Origin of the sequence: Anoxybacillus andreesenii (genome assembly GCF_030813005.1) — a bacterium.
GTDB classification, from domain to species: domain Bacteria; phylum Bacillota; class Bacilli; order Bacillales; family Cytobacillaceae; genus Robertmurraya; species Robertmurraya andreesenii.
In genome coordinates this window covers 331453-354095 of sequence record NZ_JAUSTU010000001.1, presented here as the reverse complement: position 1 = coordinate 354095, position 22643 = coordinate 331453, and the positions used below count along the sequence as shown (strand labels likewise).

The window sequence follows — 22643 nt, the reverse complement described above, 5'->3', positions numbered from 1 at the left end:
ATATCCACCATTCCACAAGTAGTATTAATAACTACATAGAAATATCCGCTTCAACAATGCAAATGATTAAAGCAAAAATCCTATCCTAATTCCAAGAATAGTGATAAAATATGAAAAAGTTAAATAATTTAAAGGTTGGATACTAGAAAGTGGGGGAGTTAAGTTGGCAGAGTTAAGAAGTAATATGATTAAAAATGGATTTGACCGTGCACCACATCGAAGCTTGCTCCGAGCAGCTGGTGTAAAAGATGAGGATTTTGACAAACCGTTCATTGCGGTCGTCAATTCATATATTGATATTGTACCTGGACATGTTCACCTGCAGGAATTTGGAAAAATCGTGAAGAATGCGATTCGTGAGGCGGGCGGCGTTCCCTTTGAAATGAATACGATCGGCGTGGATGACGGAATTGCAATGGGACATATCGGGATGCGCTATTCTTTGCCAAGCCGTGAGATCATTGCTGACTCAGTGGAAACCGTCGTTTCTGCCCACTGGTTCGATGGAATGGTCTGCATTCCGAACTGCGATAAAATCACACCGGGGATGCTAATGGCGGCCCTTCGTGTCAATATTCCAACCATTGTCGTAAGTGGTGGACCGATGAAGGCTGGTCGAGATAGCCAAGGGAATGCACTATCCCTTACTTCCGTATTTGAAGGAGTCGGTGCCTTCCAATCTGGAAAAATTGACGAAGCTAGATTGCAAGAATTAGAGCAGGTTGCCTGTCCATCCTGTGGCTCGTGCTCAGGGATGTTCACGGCGAACTCCATGAACTGCTTAGCGGAAGGTCTAGGACTTGCTCTTCCAGGAAACGGCACGATTCTAGCCATTTCCGAGGAGCGAAAGGAATTTGTTAAGAAATCAGCCAAGCAATTGATGTATCTTATCAAAGAAGACATCAAACCACGTGATATTGTCACGATTGATGCGATCGATAATGCTTTCGCTTTGGACATGGCAATGGGTGGATCAACCAATACTGTTCTCCACACACTTGCTTTGGCCCACGAAGCGGAGATTGATTATTCCCTAGAGCGCATTAATGAAATTGCCGCTCGTGTACCACATCTTGCTAAGATTGCACCAGCCTCTGACTATCATATTGAGGATGTCCACAATGCCGGTGGGGTCAGCGCAATTATTAATGAAGTGTTAAAGAAGCCTGGCGCCATGAACGGAAATTGCTTAACCGTAACGGGAAAAACATTAGCGGAGAATGTAGCTGGCTGTGATATTCTTGATAAGAATGTCATTCGACCTATAGATAACCCCCACTCTGAAACGGGCGGACTTGCAGTACTATTTGGAAATCTTGCTCCAGAAGGTTCCATTATTAAGGTTGGAGCTGTCGATGAATCCGTTGGCGGTTACCATAGAGGACCTGCGATTTGTTTTGATTCCCAAGAGGAGGCATTATCAGGTATTATCACTGGCAAGGTTCAGGAGGGGCATGTTGTCGTCATCCGCTATGAAGGTCCTAAGGGTGGACCTGGAATGCCTGAAATGCTTGCCCCTACCTCACAAATTGTCGGTCGCGGTCTTGGCGCAAAGGTAGGTCTCATCACCGACGGTCGCTTCTCTGGGGCATCAAGAGGAATTTCAATCGGGCATATTTCCCCAGAGGCAGCTGAGGGTGGCCCCATCGCATTCGTTGAAGATGGGGATATCATTGAACTGGATCTAAACAATCGTACGATCAACCTAGAGATTTCAGATGAAGAATTTGAGACTCGCAAAGCAAATTGGAAAGGCTTTGAGCCAAAAGTCAAAAAAGGCTACTTGGCACGTTATTCTAAGCTTGTCACCAACGCTAGCACCGGCGGAGTTATGAAAATATAAAAGTCAAACATCCCAAGAAGCTTGCTCTTGGGATGTTTTCTAATGGCTGTTTCGTTTCTTATGTTGAAGTTGTAATGGCTGAAGAGCCTTCCTATACTTTGAATTTACTCGTATTTTCCTGTAGGTCCTCTGCCATTTGCAAGAGTGAATTAGCAGATGCGAGAACCTCCTCCATCGAAGCTAATTGCTCTTCGGTAGCAGCAGAAACTGTCTGTGTATGGGTTGCAGATTTCTTCGTGACGTCGGATATCCCATGAACCGAAGCAGAAACGACCTTCGCGCCAGCTAATATTTGCTCCGCATTCTCAGCTGCCGCAGAAATTTGCAGTTCCATTTCCTCGACCGCATGCTGGATTTTCACAAAACTTTCCTCCGTTTTTCCTACAATTCCAATTCCTTCAGTCACATCTGCTTTTACCTGCTCCATCGATTCATATGTATCTCTCATATCATTTATTATCGCACGGATGAGCTCTGAAATTTGTATCGAGGATTGCTGTGACTGAACAGCAAGCTTTTGAACCTCTTCAGCTACCACTGCAAAACCTCTCCCATGCTCACCTGCTCTAGCCGCCTCAATCGCAGCATTTAATGCCAACAGGTTGGTTTGGTTCGCAATTTCGGAAATAGTACTTGTAATGTCTCCAATTTGTTTCGAGCGTTCATCGAGGAGTTGGATTTTTTCACTGCTCGAATGAACAGAACGGTGAATTTTCTTCATTTGCTCTACTGTTTCTTCAATTAGCTCTCCACCCTCTCTTCCATACCCTTGAGTATCCTGTGCTGATTGTGAAATCGTCGTTGAATTTACTACTAAATTATTGATTCCGCATGTTACTTCTTCTACCGCCTTTGCACTTTCATCCACACTTGCTGCCTGGGATTCTATCCCATCAACAACCTCTTGAATCGAGCTTGTAATTTGCTCGGTAGCTCTTGTTGTCTGTTCCGCACCAGCCGTTAATTCCTGTGAAGAAGCGGTTAATTTCTCCGAGATCTCTATAACTCTATGAAACATCGAACCCAAATTCTCTTTCATAGCATTATAGCTTTCCCCCAGATGACTTAGCTCATCACCGGTTTCATCCAAAATTTCCTTAGTAAAATCTCCCTCTTTTGCTTGATCCATGGCTGCAGAAACAGTGGATAATCGTTTCGTAAGACCTCTGGTAAACAAATAGACAATCACGGAAGAGAAAACGATCACAACCAGCAACACAATAATGAATACTTTCATAAATGATGCGATCGTTTCATCAATAATGTTCTGCGGGGCACCTACATAAAAGATTCCGATAACCTCTCCACTTTTATCCATTATCGGCGTATAGGCTGACACATACTTGTGCCCAACCACATTGGCTTCACCGAAAAAATCCTTTTTCTCCTTTAAGACTTTATTTGCAACCTCCTGTGAGACCTGCGTACCAACAGCTCGCTTCCCTTCCATCATCACATTCGTTGCAACACGGGTATCCCCCTGGAAAATGGTAACTGTATCTCCTGTTTTCTCTCCCAACTCATCAACGATGTCAAAATTATCATTGATTTTGACAGAACCCTTGAAAAGGCTTCCATCTTTAATCACCCAGTCCCCAGGAAACTTCGCATCCAAATAGCTTTTACCTAAGTTTAAATCCCCTCTCGCTTTTTCAGTCGCAATCTCCTTAATACCACTCGTAACCTGTTGCACGACAACGATTCCGATGACGACGGCTAAAGACAAGATGATTCCTAGCACAATGAGATTAATTTTTTGGCCAAGTTTCAACCTAAAGCGTTTCTTTCTCATAAAATATCTCCTTATTCTTTACTCATTCTGTATTGTATCAGTTTATATAATTTGTACTAGCCTTTCCGTGAAAACGATCACAAAAATGTCAAAACTGGGACCCCTCTAAATACAGATTTTATCCATTGATAGATTTATTATTTTTCTCATCATGGTAAAATAGGGAAATAAAGGTATTAATTAAAAATGTGAGGTATAACAATGAATCAAGAAACCATTTTAATTGTTGAGGATGAATTGCCGATTCGAAAGCTCATTAGCTTTAACCTTAGCAGGTCAAATTTTAACGTAATTGAACTAGGAGCAGGAGAGCATGTCTTGCAAACGGTTAAAGAGAAAAATCCGAATCTCGTGATCCTAGATTTAATGCTTCCCGATATGGATGGATTTGAAATCTGCTCAAAATTAAGGGAGCACTTTCCTTATCTCCCCATTATTATTCTCTCAGCAAGAGGTCAGGATATGGATAAAATAACAGGATTAGAGCTTGGAGCAGACGATTATATTGTCAAGCCCTTTAATCCATTGGAGCTGGTTGCTCGAGTTCGCACCGTGCTAAGACGTACTACAAGAAATGATAGCACTCTTGAAAAAAAGGATGCGGTTGGCCCGTTTGTTCTAGATCTAAAAACTCAGAAGGTCTATAAGTCTGGGATTCCACTAAAGTTAACTGCCAGAGAATTTCAGCTCATGAAGCTGTTTTTCCAAAGGGTTAACCAGCCGATCACAAGAAATGAACTATTAGATGAAATATGGGGAGAAAACTATTATGGCGATCCAAAGACCGTAGATGTTCATATTCGTAGATTACGAGAAAAGCTTGAAGAAACACCTTCAACCCCAGACTACCTCAAAACCATATGGGGATTTGGATATTGCTTCCAAGATCTTGAAAGCGTATGAAAACAGGGATCAAAACACGATTAGTCTGGAGCTACTTGTTATTGATTATCATCACCGTGGTTATTTTTGAAGCCTTCATTCTGTTTGCTCTTAGGTACTACTATGTGGAAGGAGTCAAACAAACTTTAAGAGATCAAGGGGCTGTTTTTACATCCTTTTATGAAAGGGACCTCCAGAATGAATCATTTGGAGAGCGGGCATCACTTCTTCTCCAAAGCTTCAATTTTTTGATCGATGCCCATATTCAAGTCGTGGATCCAAACGGTGAGATCATTGCGGAGAATTATCGCTCCTCTGCCAATAACCTGACAGCTTTTGAAGATGTATCCACCGCATTAAGTGGAAAGACCGGTTATTATAAAGGCTTATTAGATAATGAAAAAATATTGTCCGTTTCATACCCCCTTTCCATGAAACAAAATAAGTATGGTGCCATTCGACTGACGACGTCTATGGAGCCAATTGAGCAAGTTTTTCAGCAAAACGCATGGAGACTTGTGAGCATTGGCTTACTGGTTATTGCCATCGCGGTTACCATTAGTTACTTTATCGCTAATTCGATTACAAAGCCCCTTAAAGTTATTACGACAGCAGCTGAACAGATGGCGGTTGGGGATTTTTCCACAAGAATCTCCAATAAAAATACCGATGAAATAGGAAAACTAGCAAATACGCTAAATTATATGGCGGAACAAGTGGAAAAGCATGAGCGTTTAAAAAATGAATTTATCGCCTCTGTATCGCACGAGCTACGTACCCCTTTAACATCGGTGAAAGGCTGGGCGATTACCCTCCACTCTATGTCAGAGGATGTGTTTATTAAAGAAGGCTTAGAGATTATTTCCAACGAGAGCGAGCGTCTGTCACTAATGCTTGGAGATTTACTTGATTTATCAAGCCTTTCTTCCGGAAAGGTAGAGTATCAATTCAAAGAGGTTTCCATTGATATGCTTCTTGACCAGGTTGTTACACAGCTGCTTCCAAGAGCCGAAAGACAGGGAATTCATCTTGAAAAAGTTGGTGACGCTGATGTAACGATAAAAGGAGATTTTAACCGATTAAAACAGGTGTTCATTAACCTATTGGATAACTCACTTAAATTTACTCCTGCGGATGGAAACATCATGATCTCTGTTGAAATCAAACATCCAAATGTTTTCATATCAATTATTGATTCTGGGGAAGGAATTCCACCGGAAGAGCTACAATTGGTGAAAGAAAAATTTCATAAAGGGAGATCAACGATGTCTGGTACGGGACTGGGACTAGCTATCTGTCAAGAAATAATTCATGTCCACCAAGGAAAAATCACCTTAACAAGTAAAGTTGGAATGGGTACAACAGTTGAAATCATGCTGCCTTTGTAATTGTTACCTTTTCTTAACCATTTCTTTACCAGAATAGATATCTTTTCGAACATGAACCGATTATATTGAAACAAAAATACTACTTGAATGGAGGTAGATGAATATCGCAAAAATATGCGGCAAGCTCGGACTAATCTTTCTCATCCCTTTACTGCTAAGTGGCTGTAATCTCTTCCCAGAACCAGTAAGTCTCATAAAAGCGCCCGCTCAAGCTAAAGAACGCAGTCAGATAGGGAATAATTACAGCCAGGTTATCGCTCCATTTCTTCCACAGGGGACATCTCTTTTTACCCCCAATGAACCTGTTGGGGTTAGCCCTATTCTAGAAGCGGATTTTGATCAAGATGGGGTAAATGAAATTGTCTTCTTCTATAAATCTAGTATCAAATCAGATAACACCGGTGCAATTATTCTTCAAAAAGAGGAAAATACATGGAAACAAGCCGGTCATGTCGAAGGTCCTGGATATGATATCAGTTGGGGTAGTACAACAGATATCACTGGGGATGGCAAACCTGAGTTGTTAATCGGCTTTATGATGGGGGCATCCTTTGGCTCTATACTTGATATTTATAGCTATCAGGATAAGAAATTTGAAAAGCTGACTCAATTAAACTATAACGAGCTCGATCTCATTTACGCGAATGATCAGTATAGAATCGCAACCTGGCAACGTTCCTTTGCAGATGTTTACGATATTGAAATATGGAAATGGGATAACGGCTCATTTGTTCCCGATCAAGAGCTCTATGAATCTTATTTCTCTACCATCGCAAGCTACTACCAAGAAAGAATCAAAGAAGTGCCGGACACAGCCTATTATTACTATTATTTGGCGGATGCATGGTTAAAAGCCAAGCAGCCACAGTTAGCGGCAGATATTATTAGAAAAGGAATGTCCCTTAATATTACCGTTCCTTCCTATGATAAATTTGTGGAGTTGCAAGAGAAAATACAGGTTGCCCAACAGAATGACGTGGAACTCTATGACTCGGCAAGCAATTTGACTTTATCCATTCCTAAAGAGCTGACGAACAATATCACGATTGAAGGGCAGCAGGGACAAAACTTTGAGTATAAGTTGAATGTTAATTTCACAGATTCAACAACAAAAACCCCTTTATTTACTGTTGAGATATACTCAAAGGATTTCACCCTAAAGGAAGATCTAACTTTTCCATTATTGACGGAAACGGATGAGCATTTCTATACGATCGAGCGAAAGGAAAACTTGGATGGCTCGAACATTCTATTCGATCAAGCCGCTTCCTATTTGGATGAGATCATTGCAAGTATTAAAATAGGTCCTCCCTTTACAAAGCATAGGAGTGTAGAGGAAGAGCTTCTTATCAAAAAAGTTCATGATGCGACGATGAAGAAGGCCTATGTAAATGCTGGGGGAGCTGTAGAATCCGATACAATTCAAAGCTTTAAGGTAAATGAACTAGATTATCGATATCTCGGCCCCGACCTAGATTCCTTTGAAAAGCTTTTTGCGTACCTGTCAGATTCTTTTACACGTGAAGCGATTCAAAGCTATATTGAAAGCATGAAAATTATTGAGCATAATGGCAGGCTCGCCCAGCCTAATGCGGATGGAGGCTCCCTACTAAACTATCTTAAAGCCTCCATTGCAAAGCATCAGATTTTGGAAACAGAAACCCAATTTGATCTTAAGGTTCCGATTGGAAATTCGTTTGCCTTTGAGATTATTCCAATCTCTTTCATGAAAACAGAAGACGGCTGGAGAATCTCCTCCAATCCCATAACTTTTTAAGTGACGGCAAATTGCCGTCATTTTTTTTATGAATATTTGTTACCACATTTCAAACCTTTCTTTACCATTTCTTAACTTATCACCCTCAATTTCGAACTACAATTAGACCGTACAAAGAAATCAGAGGTGATAGTAATGAAGATAAGAATAATCGTTGCAGCTGGCCTGGCAATTACCATGATGGCCGTTCCCTTTATCCATGAAAACATATCAGCAGCAAAAGAAAAACCAGTGGTAGCCCATGAAGGGAACAAACAAGAAATATCCAATAAGGAGGTGTTAAAGCTCGTTCAACAATGGGTGGAAAAGAGGACATACATCCAAAATGGTGGAGCATATGGCGAGGGTGAATATAAGTCTTTTCAGCTGAATGACACCTTCTACCGATACTTATCGAAGGACATCGACACGAAGAAGGAAATAATGGATTACTTAACGGAAAGCACAACAAGAAGCTACGCAGAGAAATACCTTAAGGACATTGGAATCATCGAGCATAAAAAGAGACTTGCCCAAGTCGAGGCAGATGGCGGTTCCCTTCTTCAATGGGATCAAGCATCAGTAAAATACAGCAAAATGCAAGGGGTAGATCGGGTTTATCTCGTGACTGTACCCGTCGGTGAAACAGAAGAATTCGAAACCTATTCAGTAAGTGTTCACCATTTCGCAAACAAAGGCTGGAAAATTAACGACTTTGAAATTTATGAAAAAGCAAACTCCTAAATAAAAATAGAAAACTAATCTAAATCAATATTGGAAGGTGGAAATATAAATGTTAACAACAACTGTTAGATTCCCAAAATTAATTATGATCGGGTTGACGATCATGACTCTTATCGCAATGCTGCTCAGCCCATTAGTTAACTCAGTCGAAGCAAGCAGCAATTTACCTAAAGAAGTTACACAAGAAGCGAAAAAACATATGGGTGTAAAATATAAGGCAAGCGGAAAGGATCCAAAAGGGTTCGATGCGTCAGGCTTCACTCAATATGTATTTGAAAAATCAGTCAAAGTAAAGCTGCCACGTACCTCTAAAGAACAATATAAAGAAGGAAAAGCTGTCCAGAAAAAAGGCATTAAAGAAGGAGATCTCCTATTCTTTAAAACAAACGGCAAAGATGTTTCCTTTGTGGGAATTGCACTGAGCAAGGATAAATTTATCGCTGTTTCTGTTTCAAAAGGAGTTTCAGAGCAATCCTTGAATACAAAGTATTGGAAGGATAAATTTGTAGGGGCAAAAAGGGTCTTAAAATAATCCTCAAAAAAGGCTACTGTTCAAAAAAAAGAACCGTAGCCTTTGTATTTTGACGGAGGAAGAGGGATTCGAACCCCCGCGGGCTTTGACACCCCTGTCGGCTTTCGAAACCGATCCCTTCAGCCGGACTTGGGTATTCCTCCAAATCTTTTGATGGTGCCGGCCAGAGGACTCGAACCCCCAACCTACTGATTACGATTCAGTTGCTCTACCAATTGAGCTAGGCCGGCATTTAATTGATTGTACCCTCTATCGGGTTACATTTGTTAAGAGTCATCCCGATCTCAGGAAGCCTCTTCGGAACACGAAATTATTCTAAAATATTTTTTTCGAGTTGTCAACATATTATTGATGAAAACCCCAATTCTCTACTTTAAGAATTGAGGCTCTTAATCTGGAACACAAACCAAACATTCATTCTCCTAGAAACTTTGGTGCTCTCTTTTCCTGAAAAGCATTCAATGCTTCCACTCGATCCTTTGTTGGAATTAACACTTCATAGGCCTTCGATTCAATCGCCAGACCTGTTGTTAAATCAACTTGACTCCCGTGATTGATAGCATATTTTGCTTGCGTAACGGCAAGGGGGCCATTCTTAAGAATCTCTTCAGCTAAACTAATAGCGCTATCCAGTAGTTGACCATCTTCAACTACTCCATTCAAAAGCCCCATTTCATAAGCCTTTTCTGCATCAATCCTTCTTGCCGTTAAGATTAACTCCTTTGCTTTTGGTACTCCGATTAAACGAGTTAACCTTTGGGTACCCCCTGCCCCTGGAATAATGGCCAGACCTACTTCGGTTAAACCCATTTTTGCACTTTTCACCGCATAACGAAAATCACAGGCAAGAGCCAGCTCCAACCCTCCCCCAAATGCATATCCATTCATCGCTGCAATGGTTGGTTGAGGTAAATCCTCTATTTGAGAGAACACATCTCGAATCTTTTGTACATTTCTCCTTACTTCCTGTTCATTTAGAGTCCGTCTCTCTTTCAGATCCGCCCCCACACTGAACGCCTTATCCCCCGCTCCTACAATGATGACCACATTGATTTCACGATCAAACCGAATCTCATCAATAATTTTTTCCAATTCTACAAGTGTCTCAAAGTCAAAACAGTTCAATTGCTCTGGTCGATTAATCGTCACAAAAGCAATTCTACGATTCTTTTCGAGTAGAACTTTCCCCACACTTCTCCCTCCATTTCCCTCTTAATTCACATTGAGCTACTCTTTCATAAATGTAAGGCGAATTTTTTCAAAATCCTCCTGATTGTACACCAAGTCCTCTAATGTATATTCATCCAATACCTTCATAAATGCTTGTAGAGCTTCAAATAAAGCATGTTTTAATTTACAGGCTGGAGAGATGATACAATCACTTTTCCCATCCTTGAAGCACTCAACGATATAAAAATCTTCTTCCGTTTTTGAAACTACTTCCCCGATATTTATATCTCTTGGTGCTTTTCCTAGTCGGATTCCACCGTTTCGCCCTCTAATAGTCTCGATATAGCCAAGCTGTCCGAGATGATGAATAATTTTCATCAAATGGTTTTTAGAGATTTGGTAAATATCCGCAATTTCTTGAATCGTGCTTAGCTCCCCTTCTTTTTTTGCTGCCAAAAAGATGAGAACACGTAATGAATAATCAGTATAATTCGTAAGCTTCATTGATTCTTTCCCCTTAAATCCAGGTTTCTTCCATTATAACATGAGAGGCAGAAAGCATTCTTAAAATGTGACAACTTTTTGAAACATGTATCTAAAATATATCTTTTATAAACACTATTATTATATTATTAAAGATGTAAATTAAATATATGTTTAAAAAGGAGCTACATTCTATGTTAAGTCAGAAAACAATTGAAATTGTCAAAAGTACTGTACCTGTTCTAGAAAAATACGGCAAAGATATTACGACTTGCTTCTATCAACGTATGTTCACAAATCATCCTGAACTCCTCAATATTTTTAACCATGCCAATCAAAGACAAGGGCGTCAGCAAACGGCTTTAGCAAACACGGTCTATGCTGCGGCGGCACATATTGATAATCTTGGAGCGATCCTACCAGTAGTGAAACAAATTGGACAAAAGCACCGTGCTCTTGGAGTACTTCCTGAACACTACCCAATTGTTGGAGAGAATTTACTTGCAGCCATTAAGGAAGTACTAGGAGATGCTGCAACAGATGAAGTTATTGGAGCTTGGGCGGAAGCCTACGGTGTGATTGCTGATGCATTTATCGGCATTGAAAAAGAAATGTACGCAGATGCGAAGGAACAAGAAGGCGGCTGGGAAGGCTTTAGAAACTTCGTCGTTGACAAAAAAGTAAAGGAAAGCGACGTTATCACCTCCTTCTACTTAAAGCCTGAAGATGGAAAAGCGATTGCTGCTTATCAGGCTGGACAATACTTAACACTAAAGGTTCAACCAGAAAGCGAAGAATACACCCATATTCGCCACTACAGCTTGTCTACTTCACCAGGGAAGGATTTTTATCGTATCAGTGTCAAACGTGAGGATAATGGAGTTGTTTCTAACTATTTGCATAATGATATTCAAGAAGGGGATATCATCCCAGTAAGTGTTCCAGCGGGAGATTTTGTCCTTGAGAAAAAGGATGCACCTGCCGTGCTAATCAGTGGGGGTGTTGGATTAACTCCAATGCTTAGCATGCTTCATACAATTGCTGAACAGCAACCAGAACGTGAAGTACTGTTTATACATGGTGCATTAAATAGCAAGGTACATGCTTTAAAAGAAGAAGTAGCACAACTTGCCGATAGCCATAAAAATATTCATAGCTTTGTCGTCTATTCCGAACCTACTGCAGATGATAGAGAAGCTATGAACTTTGATAAGGAAGGCTTTATCGACGCAGAATGGTTGAAATCAACTGTTGCTAACAATCAAGCTGATTTCTATTTCTGTGGACCAGTTCCATTTATGAAAATGATGTATAAAATCCTAACAGAATGGAATGTACCTGCAGAAAACATCCACTTCGAGTTCTTCGGACCAGCAAGTGAATTAAAGGAATCCACAGTTACTGCATAAAAAAGTAGCTGCGTATAGCCCTAATTCTATGGAAAAAGCTAACCCATGCAACAATTCTTGGGTTAGCTTTTCTTATTTAAGCAGCTTCTGACTTTCTCAGTGTTTTTCGATATTGCTCTATCAGCTGATTCAGTCGCTGCAGCTGGAAAGCATATTCAAATACTGACGAGCCAATGACCACTAGTCGGAGCTTATCCCCACCCTCATTGCGGTACTTTTCCATCAGTAAGCCAAGGAAAAGGCCGCTTTCAATGAGTGCTTCATGGTCATTGTCACCTTCTTCTCTAATTTTCCCTTCATACTTTAACAAGAAGTATTCGTGACATTTAATCAGCTCTTCAATTTGCTGATCAAATAGCCTACCATCCTCCTCATTCGTATCACTTTGAAAATAATGCTCCTCAATGATTTCAAGCAGCTCCTGGCCCTTCTGAAGACATTTTAACATTTGCTTGAAGACCACAATTTCCCGTGCATCCTGCGGGTTTAGCCGCGACATTTTCGCACGCTCTTCATCTAAAATCTTAAAAAATTCCCCAAGCTGCTTCAAATCCTCTTTAAGCTTTGAGTAATCATCCTGAAAAGATTTCTCTGTTAATTCATTAGAGATAGCTGTCCTCAGCAATAATGACATATTTTGAAAAACAGTCTCGCTTTTGTCGATGAAATTCTTCTTATACTTTGGAGGGTAAATTGTAATATTGACGATAAAAGCTGACCCAATTCCAACAAGAATGATGAGAAAACGATTGGCAGCATATAGCAAGCCTTCATGACTCGGCGCCCCCATCACTGCTAATATCGTCACCAATGTTAAGGAAATGGTACTTTCCATCTTCAATTTAAGACTGATGAGGATGACAAAAATCATCACAATCCCGATGATAATCGGTTCATTCCCAATAAAATAAATGACAAATAGAGCAATGGCAGCCCCCATAGTATTCGTAATTACCTGGTCTAAAACATGTTTCCACGTTCGATAAATGGAAGGCTGTACTGTAAAAATAGCGGCAACTCCCGCAAAAATGGCAGGCTCTAAGTCAAATAGCGCACAAATATAAAGAGCTAATGTGACGGCCATACCTGTCTTAACTACCCGAGGGCCTAAAGTCAATGTGATTCACCCTTTAATATTTCTATAGGATCCGAGATCGGCTGACCAAACATACGAATTAAATAGAGCAATTTCTATGAATCTCGTACCTACTCTTCAAAAGATAATATACAGGGAGTGAACCAATTATTCAATCAACAAGAGCCTATGCCCTTCCCCATCTTCGATTAATCCAGCCTTCGAACAGACCCACCATCTTATCAAGGATAAGTCCAGCAATTCCCGTTATTCATTCTTCCCTTTCCTATATACATCTTCTTTTAAATGAAACCCATCTGCAATAATGGTTGCATCGATGTTTGCTCGATCCACTGCGATAGGAGGCAGAAGAATGGAAGGGACTTCTATTTTTCCATTATTGACCTTGCTATTTGTTTGAACTTTTTCACCCTTAGCGAGACGAACCGCCACCTTTGCCGCTTCTAGTGTCAATGATTGCAATGGCTTATAAACAGTCATCGTTTGAGTCCCCTCGACAATACGTTGGGCTGCTGCGAGCTCCGCATCCTGACCAGCAACAGGAATTTTTCCAGCAAGACCCTGTGCAGCAAGGGCCTTGATCGCTTCTTCTGCGGTCGCATCGTTTGCCGCAATGACAGCATCAATATCGTTATCATTTGCCTTCAATGCGGCCTCCATATTATTGAAAGCATTCGAAGGGATCCAATTAGTTGTCCATTGATCGAACACGACCTTAATTTCTCCCTTATCGATTAGCGGCTGAAGTACTTTGTAGACCCCTTTTTTAATGAGGTGTGCATTATTATCAGTGTCAGCACCTCCAATATAGACATATTTTCCTTTTGGCACGAGCTCACTAATCATCTTGGCCTGTAATTCCCCTACTTTTTCATTATCAAAAGAGATGTAGAGATCTACTTCAGCATTTTTAATCAATCGATCATAGGAAATGACCTTAATCCCTGCGGAGTGGGCTTTATTGACGATTGCCGCAGCGGCTTCAGCATTGTAAGGAACGACAACAAGTACGTCAACACCCTCACTGATTAACCGTTCAGCCTGGGAAATTTGTAATGCCTCATTTCCATTTGCTTCCATGACCTTAACATCCGCACCCAGTTCTTTGACCGCATTGATGAACATGCGTCGATCCCTAAGCCAACGTTCCTCTTCCAACGTATCCATGGAAAATCCTATCTTTATCCGTTCATCCTTGGGCTTTTGTAGCTGATTCGTACTGCTAGCTAAGCTCCCTTCGGGGGAATTTACCAGTTCTCCATTATTTGATTTCTGCTCACAGCCAGAAGCAATGCATATCATAAGAAAAAGAGTGAAGATGACTGCTATTAGTCGATACCTATTCGTTTTCATCGTCTTCACTCCCTTTAAGCTCTTTTTTCTAAAAAGGTTCTACGATACTCCTTTGGCGACATTTGGCATACCTTCTTGAACACCTTACTAAAATAGTTCGGTTCGTGATAGCCCACCTCAAAGGAAATTTCCTTAATACTTTTTATAGGGTCACATAATAGCTTCTTTGCTTTTTCGATCCTACAGTCAGTTAGAAAATCAATATAATTGATCCCAAGCTTTTCTTTAAACATCTTGCTGATGTAGATTGGGCTTAATCCCACTTTTTGTGCAAGAGTCTCAAGTGAAATATTCTCATGAGAATGCTCCATGATATATTGTTTAATTTGCTTTATCGTGTCCGCCTCATATAGATGCGAATACTCTTCATAGGTTTGCTTCATTTTATCTATTAGTAGTTCTGCTTCCATATACAATTGACGATAATTTTGTGCCTTAAAGGAATAAAGTGGTGTAACTGCTTCTACCCCCATTTCATTCATCACTCGAGAAATGATCCACAGGCTTTCTAGCAATCTTTGCTGAGATTGTAAGAGGTCGGCTCCTTTTCTCTCATAGCACTGAATCAATCGCCGAACATTTAAATGAATTTGCTCCCATTTACCAAGTCGAATCAGATCGGAGAATTCATTCTCTCGGTAAGTAACCATATCCTCTTCACAATATTCCTCCAAATTCGGTACATCTGAAAAGAAGCGATATTTGCTTGGAAGGGTGATGTCCAAAGTCGCAATTAAGGAATTATGATAGGATTGTCTTAATTCTTCTAATGAATCCGTCACATCGCCAATTCCGACAAACCATTCTTCAAACTGTCCCGCTGGGGCGATAGATAGAATTTCACGAGCAAGAAAGATAGCTTGGGAACGATATGATTTTTCGGGCTCTCGAAAAACAATAATGGGGAGCTGGTTACCTGATAATGCCCCTACCCATCCACTGCCAATCTGTCTCATTTTTTCTTTGACGGCAAAATATGACCTCTCACAGCCCTTCGGCATTATTACACAGATCACAAACATTTCGTTGGTGGAACGAACTCCAAGCATTTCTACTAACATGTTAAAACGGATCTCATGAACATGATCAAATAGTAGCTGGGTAACCACATCAGTTTCCACAATGGCTAAAGCCTTTTGAAAAGCCTCTGATTGAATCTTATTCACTTCTTTTCGCTTTTTTTCCTGTTCTATTTCCCCCATCACTTTCCCTACAATATGAAGAATTTCTTTTGTATTACTTGGTTTTAGGAGATAGTCTTTCACACCAAGCTTAATGGCAGAACGCAAATAATCATACATGTCATAGGCTGTAACCATGATAAATTTGATATGAGGATAGTCAGTGCTAATTTGTTCCACCGCCTCGAGCCCGTTCATCCCTGGCATCTTAATATCCATCAAGACCAAATCTGGTTGGAATTCATGAGCAATTTCAACCGCCATATTCCCATTTTTCGCTTGTTTGATGATTAAGTTTGGGTATGCCTTTTGTAAAATGACTTCCATCGCCTCTCGTTCGACCTGCTCATCATCGACAATTAGGAGTTTCATGCACGTTCACTCCTTCTCTTTTCAATTTTTATCACTACCTTCGTCCCTGAACCTCTTGAGCTTTCAATCGTAATGACGTCCTCATAGCCATAAAATAGTCGGAGTCGCTTTACTACATTACTGAATCCAATCCCTGTTGAGTGTCCTTCAGAATGGACTTGTTGTTCATTTAAGATTTGATCGATTTTCTCCTCAGGCATTCCATCTCCATCATCTTCAATTTCAATCTGGACAAGTTCCCCCACATCAATGATACGAAAGGAAATGAGGCCACCTTCCTCATTTGGCTCCACCGCATGAATCACAGCATTTTCGATAATGGGCTGTAGCGTCAATGCTGGGATTGCCAAATGTAAACAGGTTTCATCGATTTCCATTTGGACCCCAAGACGCTCTGTAAATCTTGCTTTTTGGATTTCGATATATTGCTGTAAAACCGTTACCTCCTCAAATAAAGTAACGGATCGGTCGATGCGCTTTAAATTATATCGGAGCAACCCTGCGACGCTGACGAGTAGATCACTCGTTTCTTCTGCTCCTTCTAAATACGCTTTCTTAGAAAGAATATTCAGTGTATTGAACAAAAAATGAGGATTGATCTGGCTTTGCAGGCTACGAAACTGGCTTTCTTGCAAAAGAAGCTTATTTTGCTGTAACTCATGCTCAAGCCGAGCCTTTTGCTTCATTTCGGAAATTAAATTATTTATGTTTATTCTCATCCGATCGAAGGTTTTCGCAAGGAAAGAGATTTCATCGTTTGAGTCAACCTTTATTGGTGTATCGAATTTCCCCTGAGACAATTCATTTGCCGCCTGGGTGAGCTTATGTACAGGTCTTGTAATACTTAAGGAAAACCAATAGGTAAATAGAAGCAAAAGGATTGTGAGGAGAAGAATAATCCATATCCCAAGCATAATCAATCCTTCTGATTGCTCGATAATCGTTCGATAAAAGCGGTCATACGTTTTCAATTCTGTATCAATAAGAGTCAGTTTCATTTCAGAAATATAGTTAGATATTCTTGTAGCTTCAGTAAACTCTTTCACGGCGGCCTCAGAATCCCCACTGGAATTAAATAATATTAATCGTTCGGTTGTTTCTGAAAGGCTGTCAATTAAATTAATATAACTAGTTAAGGCAAAATTATTTTCCTCATTTCTTAAAGGAAAAATCGTATATTTAGCTCTTTGGATTACTTCAATGCTTTTATTAAGCTTCTCTAAGTTCTTTGATGACGGATTGAGCATATAATTATTCAATTCTGTTATAACTTGATGACTAACAGTGGTTACTTCATTCATATTCAAATATCGTTGTAAAATATCGTTGTATTGATTATGAGTTTTATAGTTATAATACGTCAGTGCAATCCAAATAGAAGACATGATCACTAGAACGAATGTAGTAAGCATTAATATTTTCTTCTGTATACTCGTCATTGCACATCCGCCGCTTTCAAAATACGAATATTAGTATAATAACCATCGAAATCAAGTGGGACAGTCTCCCCATTCAACCATTCAACAATTAATTCGACACTCGTTTTCCCCATCATTTCAGGCGATTGTTCGATCATCCCGTCAATCTTTCCTTGTTTAAGAAGGGATAAGGACTCTGGAGCATCATCAAAGGAATAAATATAGTAGGGTTCAACTTGTGAACGCTTACTTATTTCCTGAACAAGGGCTCCAATAATATTAGAATTCACAGAGATAATCGCATCGACATTAGGACTATTATTTAGAACATTTCTTGTTGTAGCGATGATTTCCTCCCGTGAACTGGAGGTTTCCGCATAAATCGTTTCGATACTAGGAAACTCGCTTAATACATTCTGTATTCCTTCTAATCTTTGCTTCTGATAATACTCCTCGTTGCTGCTATAGGTGAGAAGTACTTTCCCGCTTGTTCCCATATCCGCGACCAAACGCATGGCAAGCATACTTCCTGCCTTGCATTGGTCTGAGCCGACATAGGTTCTCCGCAAGCTTTCCGTCACAGGTACGTCATTTGCCACGGTGATAATCGGAATTCCATAAAAAGAGGCCTTTACCTTTGCTAGATATTTAAATTCCTCTGTATCAAGTCCTTGAATAATAATACCGTCCACCTTTGAATGAATAGCAATCTCCAACTTTTTCAAAAAATCCTCATGGTTATTGCCGTAGCTCCCCCAAATTTCAAGGGAAGCTCCCTCTTTTTTGGCTTGCTCCATTGCTCCATGCCCCACCTTATCCCAAAATGGTGTTTCTGTATCCTGGGTAATGAGCACAAGCCGAGGCTGTTTCTGATTTTCAGATACGGTTTTTGGCACCTGCCATTCGGAACGAAATACAGCTTCCGCTGAAACAAAAGTAAAATAACAAAGAATGAGGATAACAAGACAGAGTACTATAAGGCCTGTTTTTCGCAAAAGAATCCACCTACTCTATGAGAAACTAATCATATTTTATCAGCTATTGGTAATTGTTCAAATATTATGAAGGTTTTTTCGTACGGATTGTGGATTTGGAGTGGTGCATTCCAATTCAAACTGGGCATGCGATACGAATGAAATAAGGGACCCCATGGTGTCCCTTTTTTATCACTACTATCTCTTTTTTCTTGTTAAAACATCAAAGATGACCGCTCCCGCTAAGACACCACCTCTAATCATATATTGATAGGAAATTCCGACTCCTAATAAATTCATCCCATTGGTCAAAGAAGCCATAACAATAGCACCGATGATGGCCCCCGTCACCTTCCCTACGCCACCTGCGGATGATACCCCACCAACATAGGCTGCTGCAATGGCATCTAGCTCAAATAAGGTCCCAGCAGTGGTCGTTGCCGATTGCAACCGCGAGGTAAATAGAATTCCGGAAAGAGCGGCAAGCATTCCCATTGAACCAAATACAATATAAGTAATTTTTTTGACATTGATCCCAGTCAGATGTGCAGCCTCGGGATTACTTCCCACCGCATAAACATGTCTGCCCAACACTGTTTTCGTCGAAAGAAAGTGGTAAATAATCACGACCGCTAGCATGATCATAATCGTCCATGAGATACCGTTATAGCCCGCTAATATCCAAGTAATATACGCAATAATGGAAGAAATAAACATGAGCTTTAAAGCAAAAATATTATTTGAGACAACATCAAATTGATATTTGATTTTATTTCTCCTGGTCGATATTTCACTATAGATATAAATAATAATCCCGATTAGCCCCACGATAAGGGTAAGGAAGTGGAGACCATTTATTTGGAAAAGGGAAGGAATATATCCGTTACCAATGGCGTTGAAATGGTCATTTTGGATGATAATTGTTCCTGTTTTTTCCGTCACCTGAAGCAAGGCACCTCTGAAAATAAGCATCCCTGCAAGGCTGGCAACAAAGGAAGGAATTCCGATACTTGCAACAAGCAGGCCATTAAAAAGCCCAATAACGATACCAAGTACTAGAATAATTGGAATGGTTAAATAGACAGGCACCCCTGTTTGCGTCAAAATAATGGCAGCGATGGCGCCAAGAAATCCAGCTGCATAGCCGACTGATAAATCGATATGGCGAATGACGATAACAAGCGTCATACCTACAGCTAATACAGCAATATAACCTGCGGAATCTAAGAGATTACTAATATTTCGTGAGGATATAAATAGTCCATCAGTCATTATCGTAAATGTAAGGATAATAACAAAGAGAGCAATGTACATCCCGTAATCTCGAATATTTTCCTGAATTAATGATTTAGCTTCATTGATCGTGTTCATCAACCTATCCCCCTACCTGAGTTGCTAGCTGCATGATATTTTCCTGAGTCGCTTCTTCTATTGGCAGCTCCCCTGTAATTTGACCTTGAGCCATTACGTATATTCGATCACTCATCCCTAGTACTTCACCAAGTTCAGATGAGATCATAATGATACTCATCCCCTCGCTGATCAGCTTATTCATCACCGTATATATCTCAAATTTAGCCCCCACATCAATTCCACGAGTAGGCTCATCTAGAATAAGAAGCTTCGGACTAACAAATAGCCATTTTCCTAAGGATACCTTTTGCTGATTACCCCCACTTAAGTTTCCAACAAGCTGCTCCAAAGAGGATGCTTTCACATGCAGCGAGCTCTTATATCCTTCCGCAATCTTAATCTCCTCATTTTGATTGATGACTCCATTATGAGATATACTCCTTAAGTTCGCAGCAGAAATATTATTTTTGATATCTTGGCCTAAAAAGAGTCCGTCATCCTTACGATCTTCAGTCACATAAGCAATCCCGGCCTTAATGGCTTCACTAGGATGCTTAAGTGAAAGTAGAGAGCCGTTAAACCATAAATCCCCCTTCATTTTATAGGACCTTGCATTGCCAAAAATACTTAAGGCAAGCTCTGTCCTTCCAGCACCCATCAATCCAGCAATTCCGACGATTTCACCTTGATTCACATAAAGATTTGCATCCTTGACAACATAACGGCCTAGTTGCGGATCATAGGCGGACCAATTCTTCAACTCTAGTATTTTTTCCTCATTAGCCTTCTTTTCCCGCCTTGGATAGATATCATTGATTTCCCGACCAACCATATTTTTAATAATAATATTCTCTTTTATCTCGCCCTTTGAACTGTCAAGTGTGCAAATTGTTTGGCCATCACGAAGCACCGTTGCTTTATCAGCAATGGAGATAACCTCTTTGAGCTTATGGGAGATCATGATACAGGTGATGCCTTGTTCCTTCAGTTCCCTTATAAGTCGGAGTAGGTTTTCACTATCATCCTCATTCAATGCCGCGGTAGGTTCATCCAAAATAAGAAGCTTTACATCCTTACTTAGCGCTTTTGCTATTTCGATTAGCTGACGTTTACCCACCCCCAAATCCTTTACAAGGGTATCTGGGTTCACATCTAATTTAACCTTTTTCAATATTTCCTTCGCTTGAACGACCGTTTGGTTCCAATCAATGACGCCTCCGTGTTGCACTTCATTCCCAGCAAATATATTTTCATAGACAGTTAAATCTGGAAAAAGAGCTAATTCTTGATAGATGATTGCAATACCAGCTTGAACACTGTCACTTATCTTATTGAATTTCTGTACTTCCCCATCAAAGACAATATCTCCCTCATACGTACCATAAGGATAGACACCGGAGAGAACCTTCATCAAAGTGGATTTACCTGCTCCGTTTTCTCCAATTAGACAATGAATCTCGCCTTTTTCTACCTTGAAATTCACATTCGTTAAAGCTTTAACACCAGTAAACTCCTTCGTAATCTGATGCATCTCAAGAATATACTTACCCAATCTTCTCCCCCCTAGCAAAACAACAGAATGGAGAAAAGTGATAGATGAATCTATCACTATCCCCCTGTTTTGACATCCAAAATTCTAGAGACCTGTAAATTCACTAGCTTCATAGTAGCCTGAATCAATCAGCTCTTTCTTCACATTTTCTTGGTTGACCACGATGACATCTGTTTGCTTTGCCTTCACTTCAATAGAGCCGTTGTCATAGGTTCCCGTTGTTTCAGGAGTTTTTCCGTCAAGAATATCGATTGCCATACCCATGGCATCTTTGACTAGAGTACGTACATCCTTGAACACGGTCATTGATTGTTTACCATCAATAATGTATTGGATGGAGGCTTTCTCTGCATCCTGACCGCTGATCACATAGCTTGTAATATCACCATCTGTCGCAAACACATCTGCAATCGCACGAGAAGTTCCATCGTTTGGTGCAAGAATAGCTACATTGCCCTTCAAGTCGGCTCCAGCAGCCGTTAAGTGTGTTTGTGCTTTATTCTTTGCTTCATTCGGATCCCAGTTTGTCGTTACCTGGCCAAGAATCTTACTCATCTCATCACGTGAGAGCTCAGCCTTATCCTTCAAACCTTCTGCTTCACTTGAATTTGCGATTTTAAATGTTCCATCAGCAATTTTTGGTTGAAGGACACTCCAGGCTCCTTCAAAGAATAAGAAAGCATTATTGTCTGAAGCCGCTCCAGCATATAAGTACAATGGAACATTCGTGCCTTCTGCCTGATCCACCAAATATTGTGCTTGGGCTGCTCCAACGGCAACACTGTCGAAGGTGACATAATAATCGACTGCATCGGTATTGGTAATGAGTCGGTCATAAGCAATAACCGTTACGCCGTCCTTTTTTGCTGCCTCCACAGCAGCTCCAGCCGCCTCACCATCATGCGGGCTAATAATTAATACCTCAATTCCTTTGTTAAGCAATGTTTCCACATTTTCCTTTTCCTTTGCAGAAGAACCTTGGCTAAAAAGGATTTCCGTCGTATATTCAGAATCAGCCAGTGCATCTTTGAATCTTTGCTCATCCTGCACCCATCTTGGCTCGTCCTTCGTCGGCAATACAATCCCTACGCTTACCTTACTGCTCTTGCCTCCGCTTCCACCACCGCTACTGCTGTTGTCTTTACATGCTACAAGCAAAGATAGAAACATCATCGCAACAATGATAAACGAAACTGCCTTAAACCTCTTTTTCATGTAAAATCCCCTTTCCTATATTTCTAATAATTCCTACAATTTAAATTATAAATGGACTATTCCATAGTGTAAGCGCTAACAAATGGTAATCTTTTATTCTTTTCTGTACTTTTTTATCCTCATGACAAAA

Annotated in this window: 18 protein-coding genes and 2 tRNA genes; 7 read left to right on the top strand and 13 right to left on the bottom strand. The window is 40.4% G+C overall.

Annotated elements, in window-relative coordinates; all coding sequences use genetic code 11:
• Positions 1-163: 163 nt before the first annotated feature.
• Positions 164-1843 (top strand): dihydroxy-acid dehydratase, encoded by a 1680-nt coding sequence (ilvD, locus tag J2S07_RS01760; protein WP_307148671.1) that lies wholly within the window; start codon positions 164-166, stop codon positions 1841-1843.
• A gap of 91 nt (positions 1844-1934) precedes the next feature.
• Here the strand turns inward: ilvD and J2S07_RS01755 are convergent, their stop codons facing one another.
• Positions 1935-3635 (bottom strand): methyl-accepting chemotaxis protein, encoded by a 1701-nt coding sequence (locus tag J2S07_RS01755; protein WP_307148670.1) that lies wholly within the window; start codon positions 3633-3635, stop codon positions 1935-1937.
• Between the two features lie 201 nt (positions 3636-3836).
• Between J2S07_RS01755 and J2S07_RS01750 the strand changes: the two genes are divergently transcribed.
• The 5 genes from J2S07_RS01750 (at position 3837) to J2S07_RS01730 (ending at position 8937) form a co-directional block, all read left to right on the top strand.
• Positions 3837-4538, top strand: a complete 702-nt coding sequence (locus tag J2S07_RS01750; protein WP_307148669.1) for a response regulator transcription factor — start codon at positions 3837-3839, stop codon at positions 4536-4538.
• Between the two features lie 41 nt (positions 4539-4579).
• The gene (locus J2S07_RS01745; RefSeq protein WP_307148668.1) at positions 4580-5905 is read left to right on the top strand and encodes a sensor histidine kinase; all 1326 of its coding nucleotides are present in this window, start codon (positions 4580-4582) and stop codon (positions 5903-5905) included.
• A 97-nt stretch (positions 5906-6002) separates the two neighbouring features.
• On the top strand, positions 6003-7682 hold the full coding sequence (locus J2S07_RS01740) for a DL-endopeptidase inhibitor IseA family protein (protein ID WP_307148667.1): 1680 nt from the start codon (positions 6003-6005) through the stop codon (positions 7680-7682).
• 135 nt (positions 7683-7817) lie between these two features.
• On the top strand, positions 7818-8405 hold the full coding sequence (locus J2S07_RS01735; RefSeq protein WP_307148666.1) for a DL-endopeptidase inhibitor IseA family protein: 588 nt from the start codon (positions 7818-7820) through the stop codon (positions 8403-8405).
• 49 nt (positions 8406-8454) lie between these two features.
• The gene (locus J2S07_RS01730; RefSeq protein ID WP_307148665.1) at positions 8455-8937 is read left to right on the top strand and encodes a C40 family peptidase; all 483 of its coding nucleotides are present in this window, start codon (positions 8455-8457) and stop codon (positions 8935-8937) included.
• A gap of 53 nt (positions 8938-8990) precedes the next feature.
• On the opposite strand, the gene J2S07_RS01725 is transcribed toward J2S07_RS01730, so the two are convergent.
• From J2S07_RS01725 to J2S07_RS01710, 4 genes are all read right to left on the bottom strand, one after another.
• A tRNA-Ser gene (locus J2S07_RS01725) sits at positions 8991-9080 on the bottom strand.
• 11 nt (positions 9081-9091) lie between these two features.
• A tRNA-Thr gene (locus tag J2S07_RS01720) sits at positions 9092-9167 on the bottom strand.
• A gap of 184 nt (positions 9168-9351) precedes the next feature.
• Positions 9352-10128 (bottom strand): enoyl-CoA hydratase-related protein, encoded by a 777-nt coding sequence (locus J2S07_RS01715; RefSeq protein WP_307148664.1) that lies wholly within the window; start codon positions 10126-10128, stop codon positions 9352-9354.
• A gap of 36 nt (positions 10129-10164) precedes the next feature.
• Positions 10165-10611, bottom strand: coding sequence for an Rrf2 family transcriptional regulator (locus tag J2S07_RS01710; protein ID WP_307148663.1), 447 nt, complete (start codon positions 10609-10611; stop codon positions 10165-10167).
• A 173-nt stretch (positions 10612-10784) separates the two neighbouring features.
• Here J2S07_RS01710 and hmpA point away from each other — a divergent pair, with 173 nt between their 5' ends.
• On the top strand, positions 10785-11999 hold the full coding sequence (gene hmpA / locus J2S07_RS01705) for an NO-inducible flavohemoprotein (protein WP_307148662.1): 1215 nt from the start codon (positions 10785-10787) through the stop codon (positions 11997-11999).
• A 76-nt stretch (positions 12000-12075) separates the two neighbouring features.
• Here the strand turns inward: hmpA and J2S07_RS01700 are convergent, their stop codons facing one another.
• From J2S07_RS01700 to J2S07_RS01665, 8 genes are all read right to left on the bottom strand, one after another.
• On the bottom strand, positions 12076-13116 hold the full coding sequence (locus J2S07_RS01700; protein WP_307148661.1) for an FUSC family protein: 1041 nt from the start codon (positions 13114-13116) through the stop codon (positions 12076-12078).
• A gap of 225 nt (positions 13117-13341) precedes the next feature.
• Positions 13342-14448 (bottom strand): D-xylose ABC transporter substrate-binding protein, encoded by a 1107-nt coding sequence (gene xylF, locus J2S07_RS01695; RefSeq protein WP_307148660.1) that lies wholly within the window; start codon positions 14446-14448, stop codon positions 13342-13344.
• 14 nt (positions 14449-14462) lie between these two features.
• Positions 14463-16001 (bottom strand): response regulator, encoded by a 1539-nt coding sequence (locus J2S07_RS01690; protein WP_307148659.1) that lies wholly within the window; start codon positions 15999-16001, stop codon positions 14463-14465.
• Positions 15998-17440, bottom strand: a complete 1443-nt coding sequence (locus J2S07_RS01685; protein ID WP_307148658.1) for a sensor histidine kinase — start codon at positions 17438-17440, stop codon at positions 15998-16000. The genes J2S07_RS01690 and J2S07_RS01685 overlap by 4 nt, the downstream gene beginning before the upstream one ends.
• Positions 17437-18414 carry a sugar ABC transporter substrate-binding protein gene (locus J2S07_RS01680; RefSeq protein ID WP_307148657.1) on the bottom strand — a complete coding sequence of 326 codons (978 nt, stop codon included), beginning with the start codon at positions 18412-18414 and terminating at the stop codon, positions 17437-17439. Before J2S07_RS01680 ends, J2S07_RS01685 begins: the two co-directional genes overlap by 4 nt.
• 177 nt (positions 18415-18591) lie before the next feature.
• Positions 18592-19764 carry a sugar ABC transporter permease gene (locus tag J2S07_RS01675; protein WP_307148656.1) on the bottom strand — a complete coding sequence of 391 codons (1173 nt, stop codon included), beginning with the start codon at positions 19762-19764 and terminating at the stop codon, positions 18592-18594.
• Positions 19765-19768: 4 nt separating this feature from the next.
• Positions 19769-21298, bottom strand: a complete 1530-nt coding sequence (locus J2S07_RS01670) for an ATP-binding cassette domain-containing protein (protein WP_307148655.1) — start codon at positions 21296-21298, stop codon at positions 19769-19771.
• Positions 21299-21382: 84 nt separating this feature from the next.
• Positions 21383-22513 carry a sugar ABC transporter substrate-binding protein gene (locus J2S07_RS01665; RefSeq protein WP_307148654.1) on the bottom strand — a complete coding sequence of 377 codons (1131 nt, stop codon included), beginning with the start codon at positions 22511-22513 and terminating at the stop codon, positions 21383-21385.
• Between the last annotated feature and the right edge of the window lie 130 nt (positions 22514-22643).

What these genes read in the sequence shown, in the direction of transcription:
- J2S07_RS01755 (WP_307148670.1), bottom strand. Translation starts at nt 3,635, where the DNA reads ATGAGAAAGAAACGCTTTAGGTTGAAACTTGGCCAAAAAATTAATCTC.
- J2S07_RS01750 (WP_307148669.1), top strand. Translation starts at nt 3,837, where the DNA reads ATGAATCAAGAAACCATTTTAATTGTTGAGGATGAATTGCCGATTCGA.
- J2S07_RS01740 (WP_307148667.1), top strand. Translation starts at nt 6,003, where the DNA reads ATGAATATCGCAAAAATATGCGGCAAGCTCGGACTAATCTTTCTCATC.
- J2S07_RS01735 (WP_307148666.1), top strand. Translation starts at nt 7,818, where the DNA reads ATGAAGATAAGAATAATCGTTGCAGCTGGCCTGGCAATTACCATGATG.
- J2S07_RS01730 (WP_307148665.1), top strand. Translation starts at nt 8,455, where the DNA reads ATGTTAACAACAACTGTTAGATTCCCAAAATTAATTATGATCGGGTTG.
- J2S07_RS01710 (WP_307148663.1), bottom strand. Translation starts at nt 10,611, where the DNA reads ATGAAGCTTACGAATTATACTGATTATTCATTACGTGTTCTCATCTTT.
- hmpA (WP_307148662.1), top strand. Translation starts at nt 10,785, where the DNA reads ATGTTAAGTCAGAAAACAATTGAAATTGTCAAAAGTACTGTACCTGTT.
- xylF (WP_307148660.1), bottom strand. Translation starts at nt 14,448, where the DNA reads ATGAAAACGAATAGGTATCGACTAATAGCAGTCATCTTCACTCTTTTT.
- J2S07_RS01690 (WP_307148659.1), bottom strand. Translation starts at nt 16,001, where the DNA reads ATGAAACTCCTAATTGTCGATGATGAGCAGGTCGAACGAGAGGCGATG.
- J2S07_RS01685 (WP_307148658.1), bottom strand. Translation starts at nt 17,440, where the DNA reads ATGACGAGTATACAGAAGAAAATATTAATGCTTACTACATTCGTTCTA.
- J2S07_RS01675 (WP_307148656.1), bottom strand. Translation starts at nt 19,764, where the DNA reads ATGAACACGATCAATGAAGCTAAATCATTAATTCAGGAAAATATTCGA.
- J2S07_RS01665 (WP_307148654.1), bottom strand. Translation starts at nt 22,513, where the DNA reads ATGAAAAAGAGGTTTAAGGCAGTTTCGTTTATCATTGTTGCGATGATG.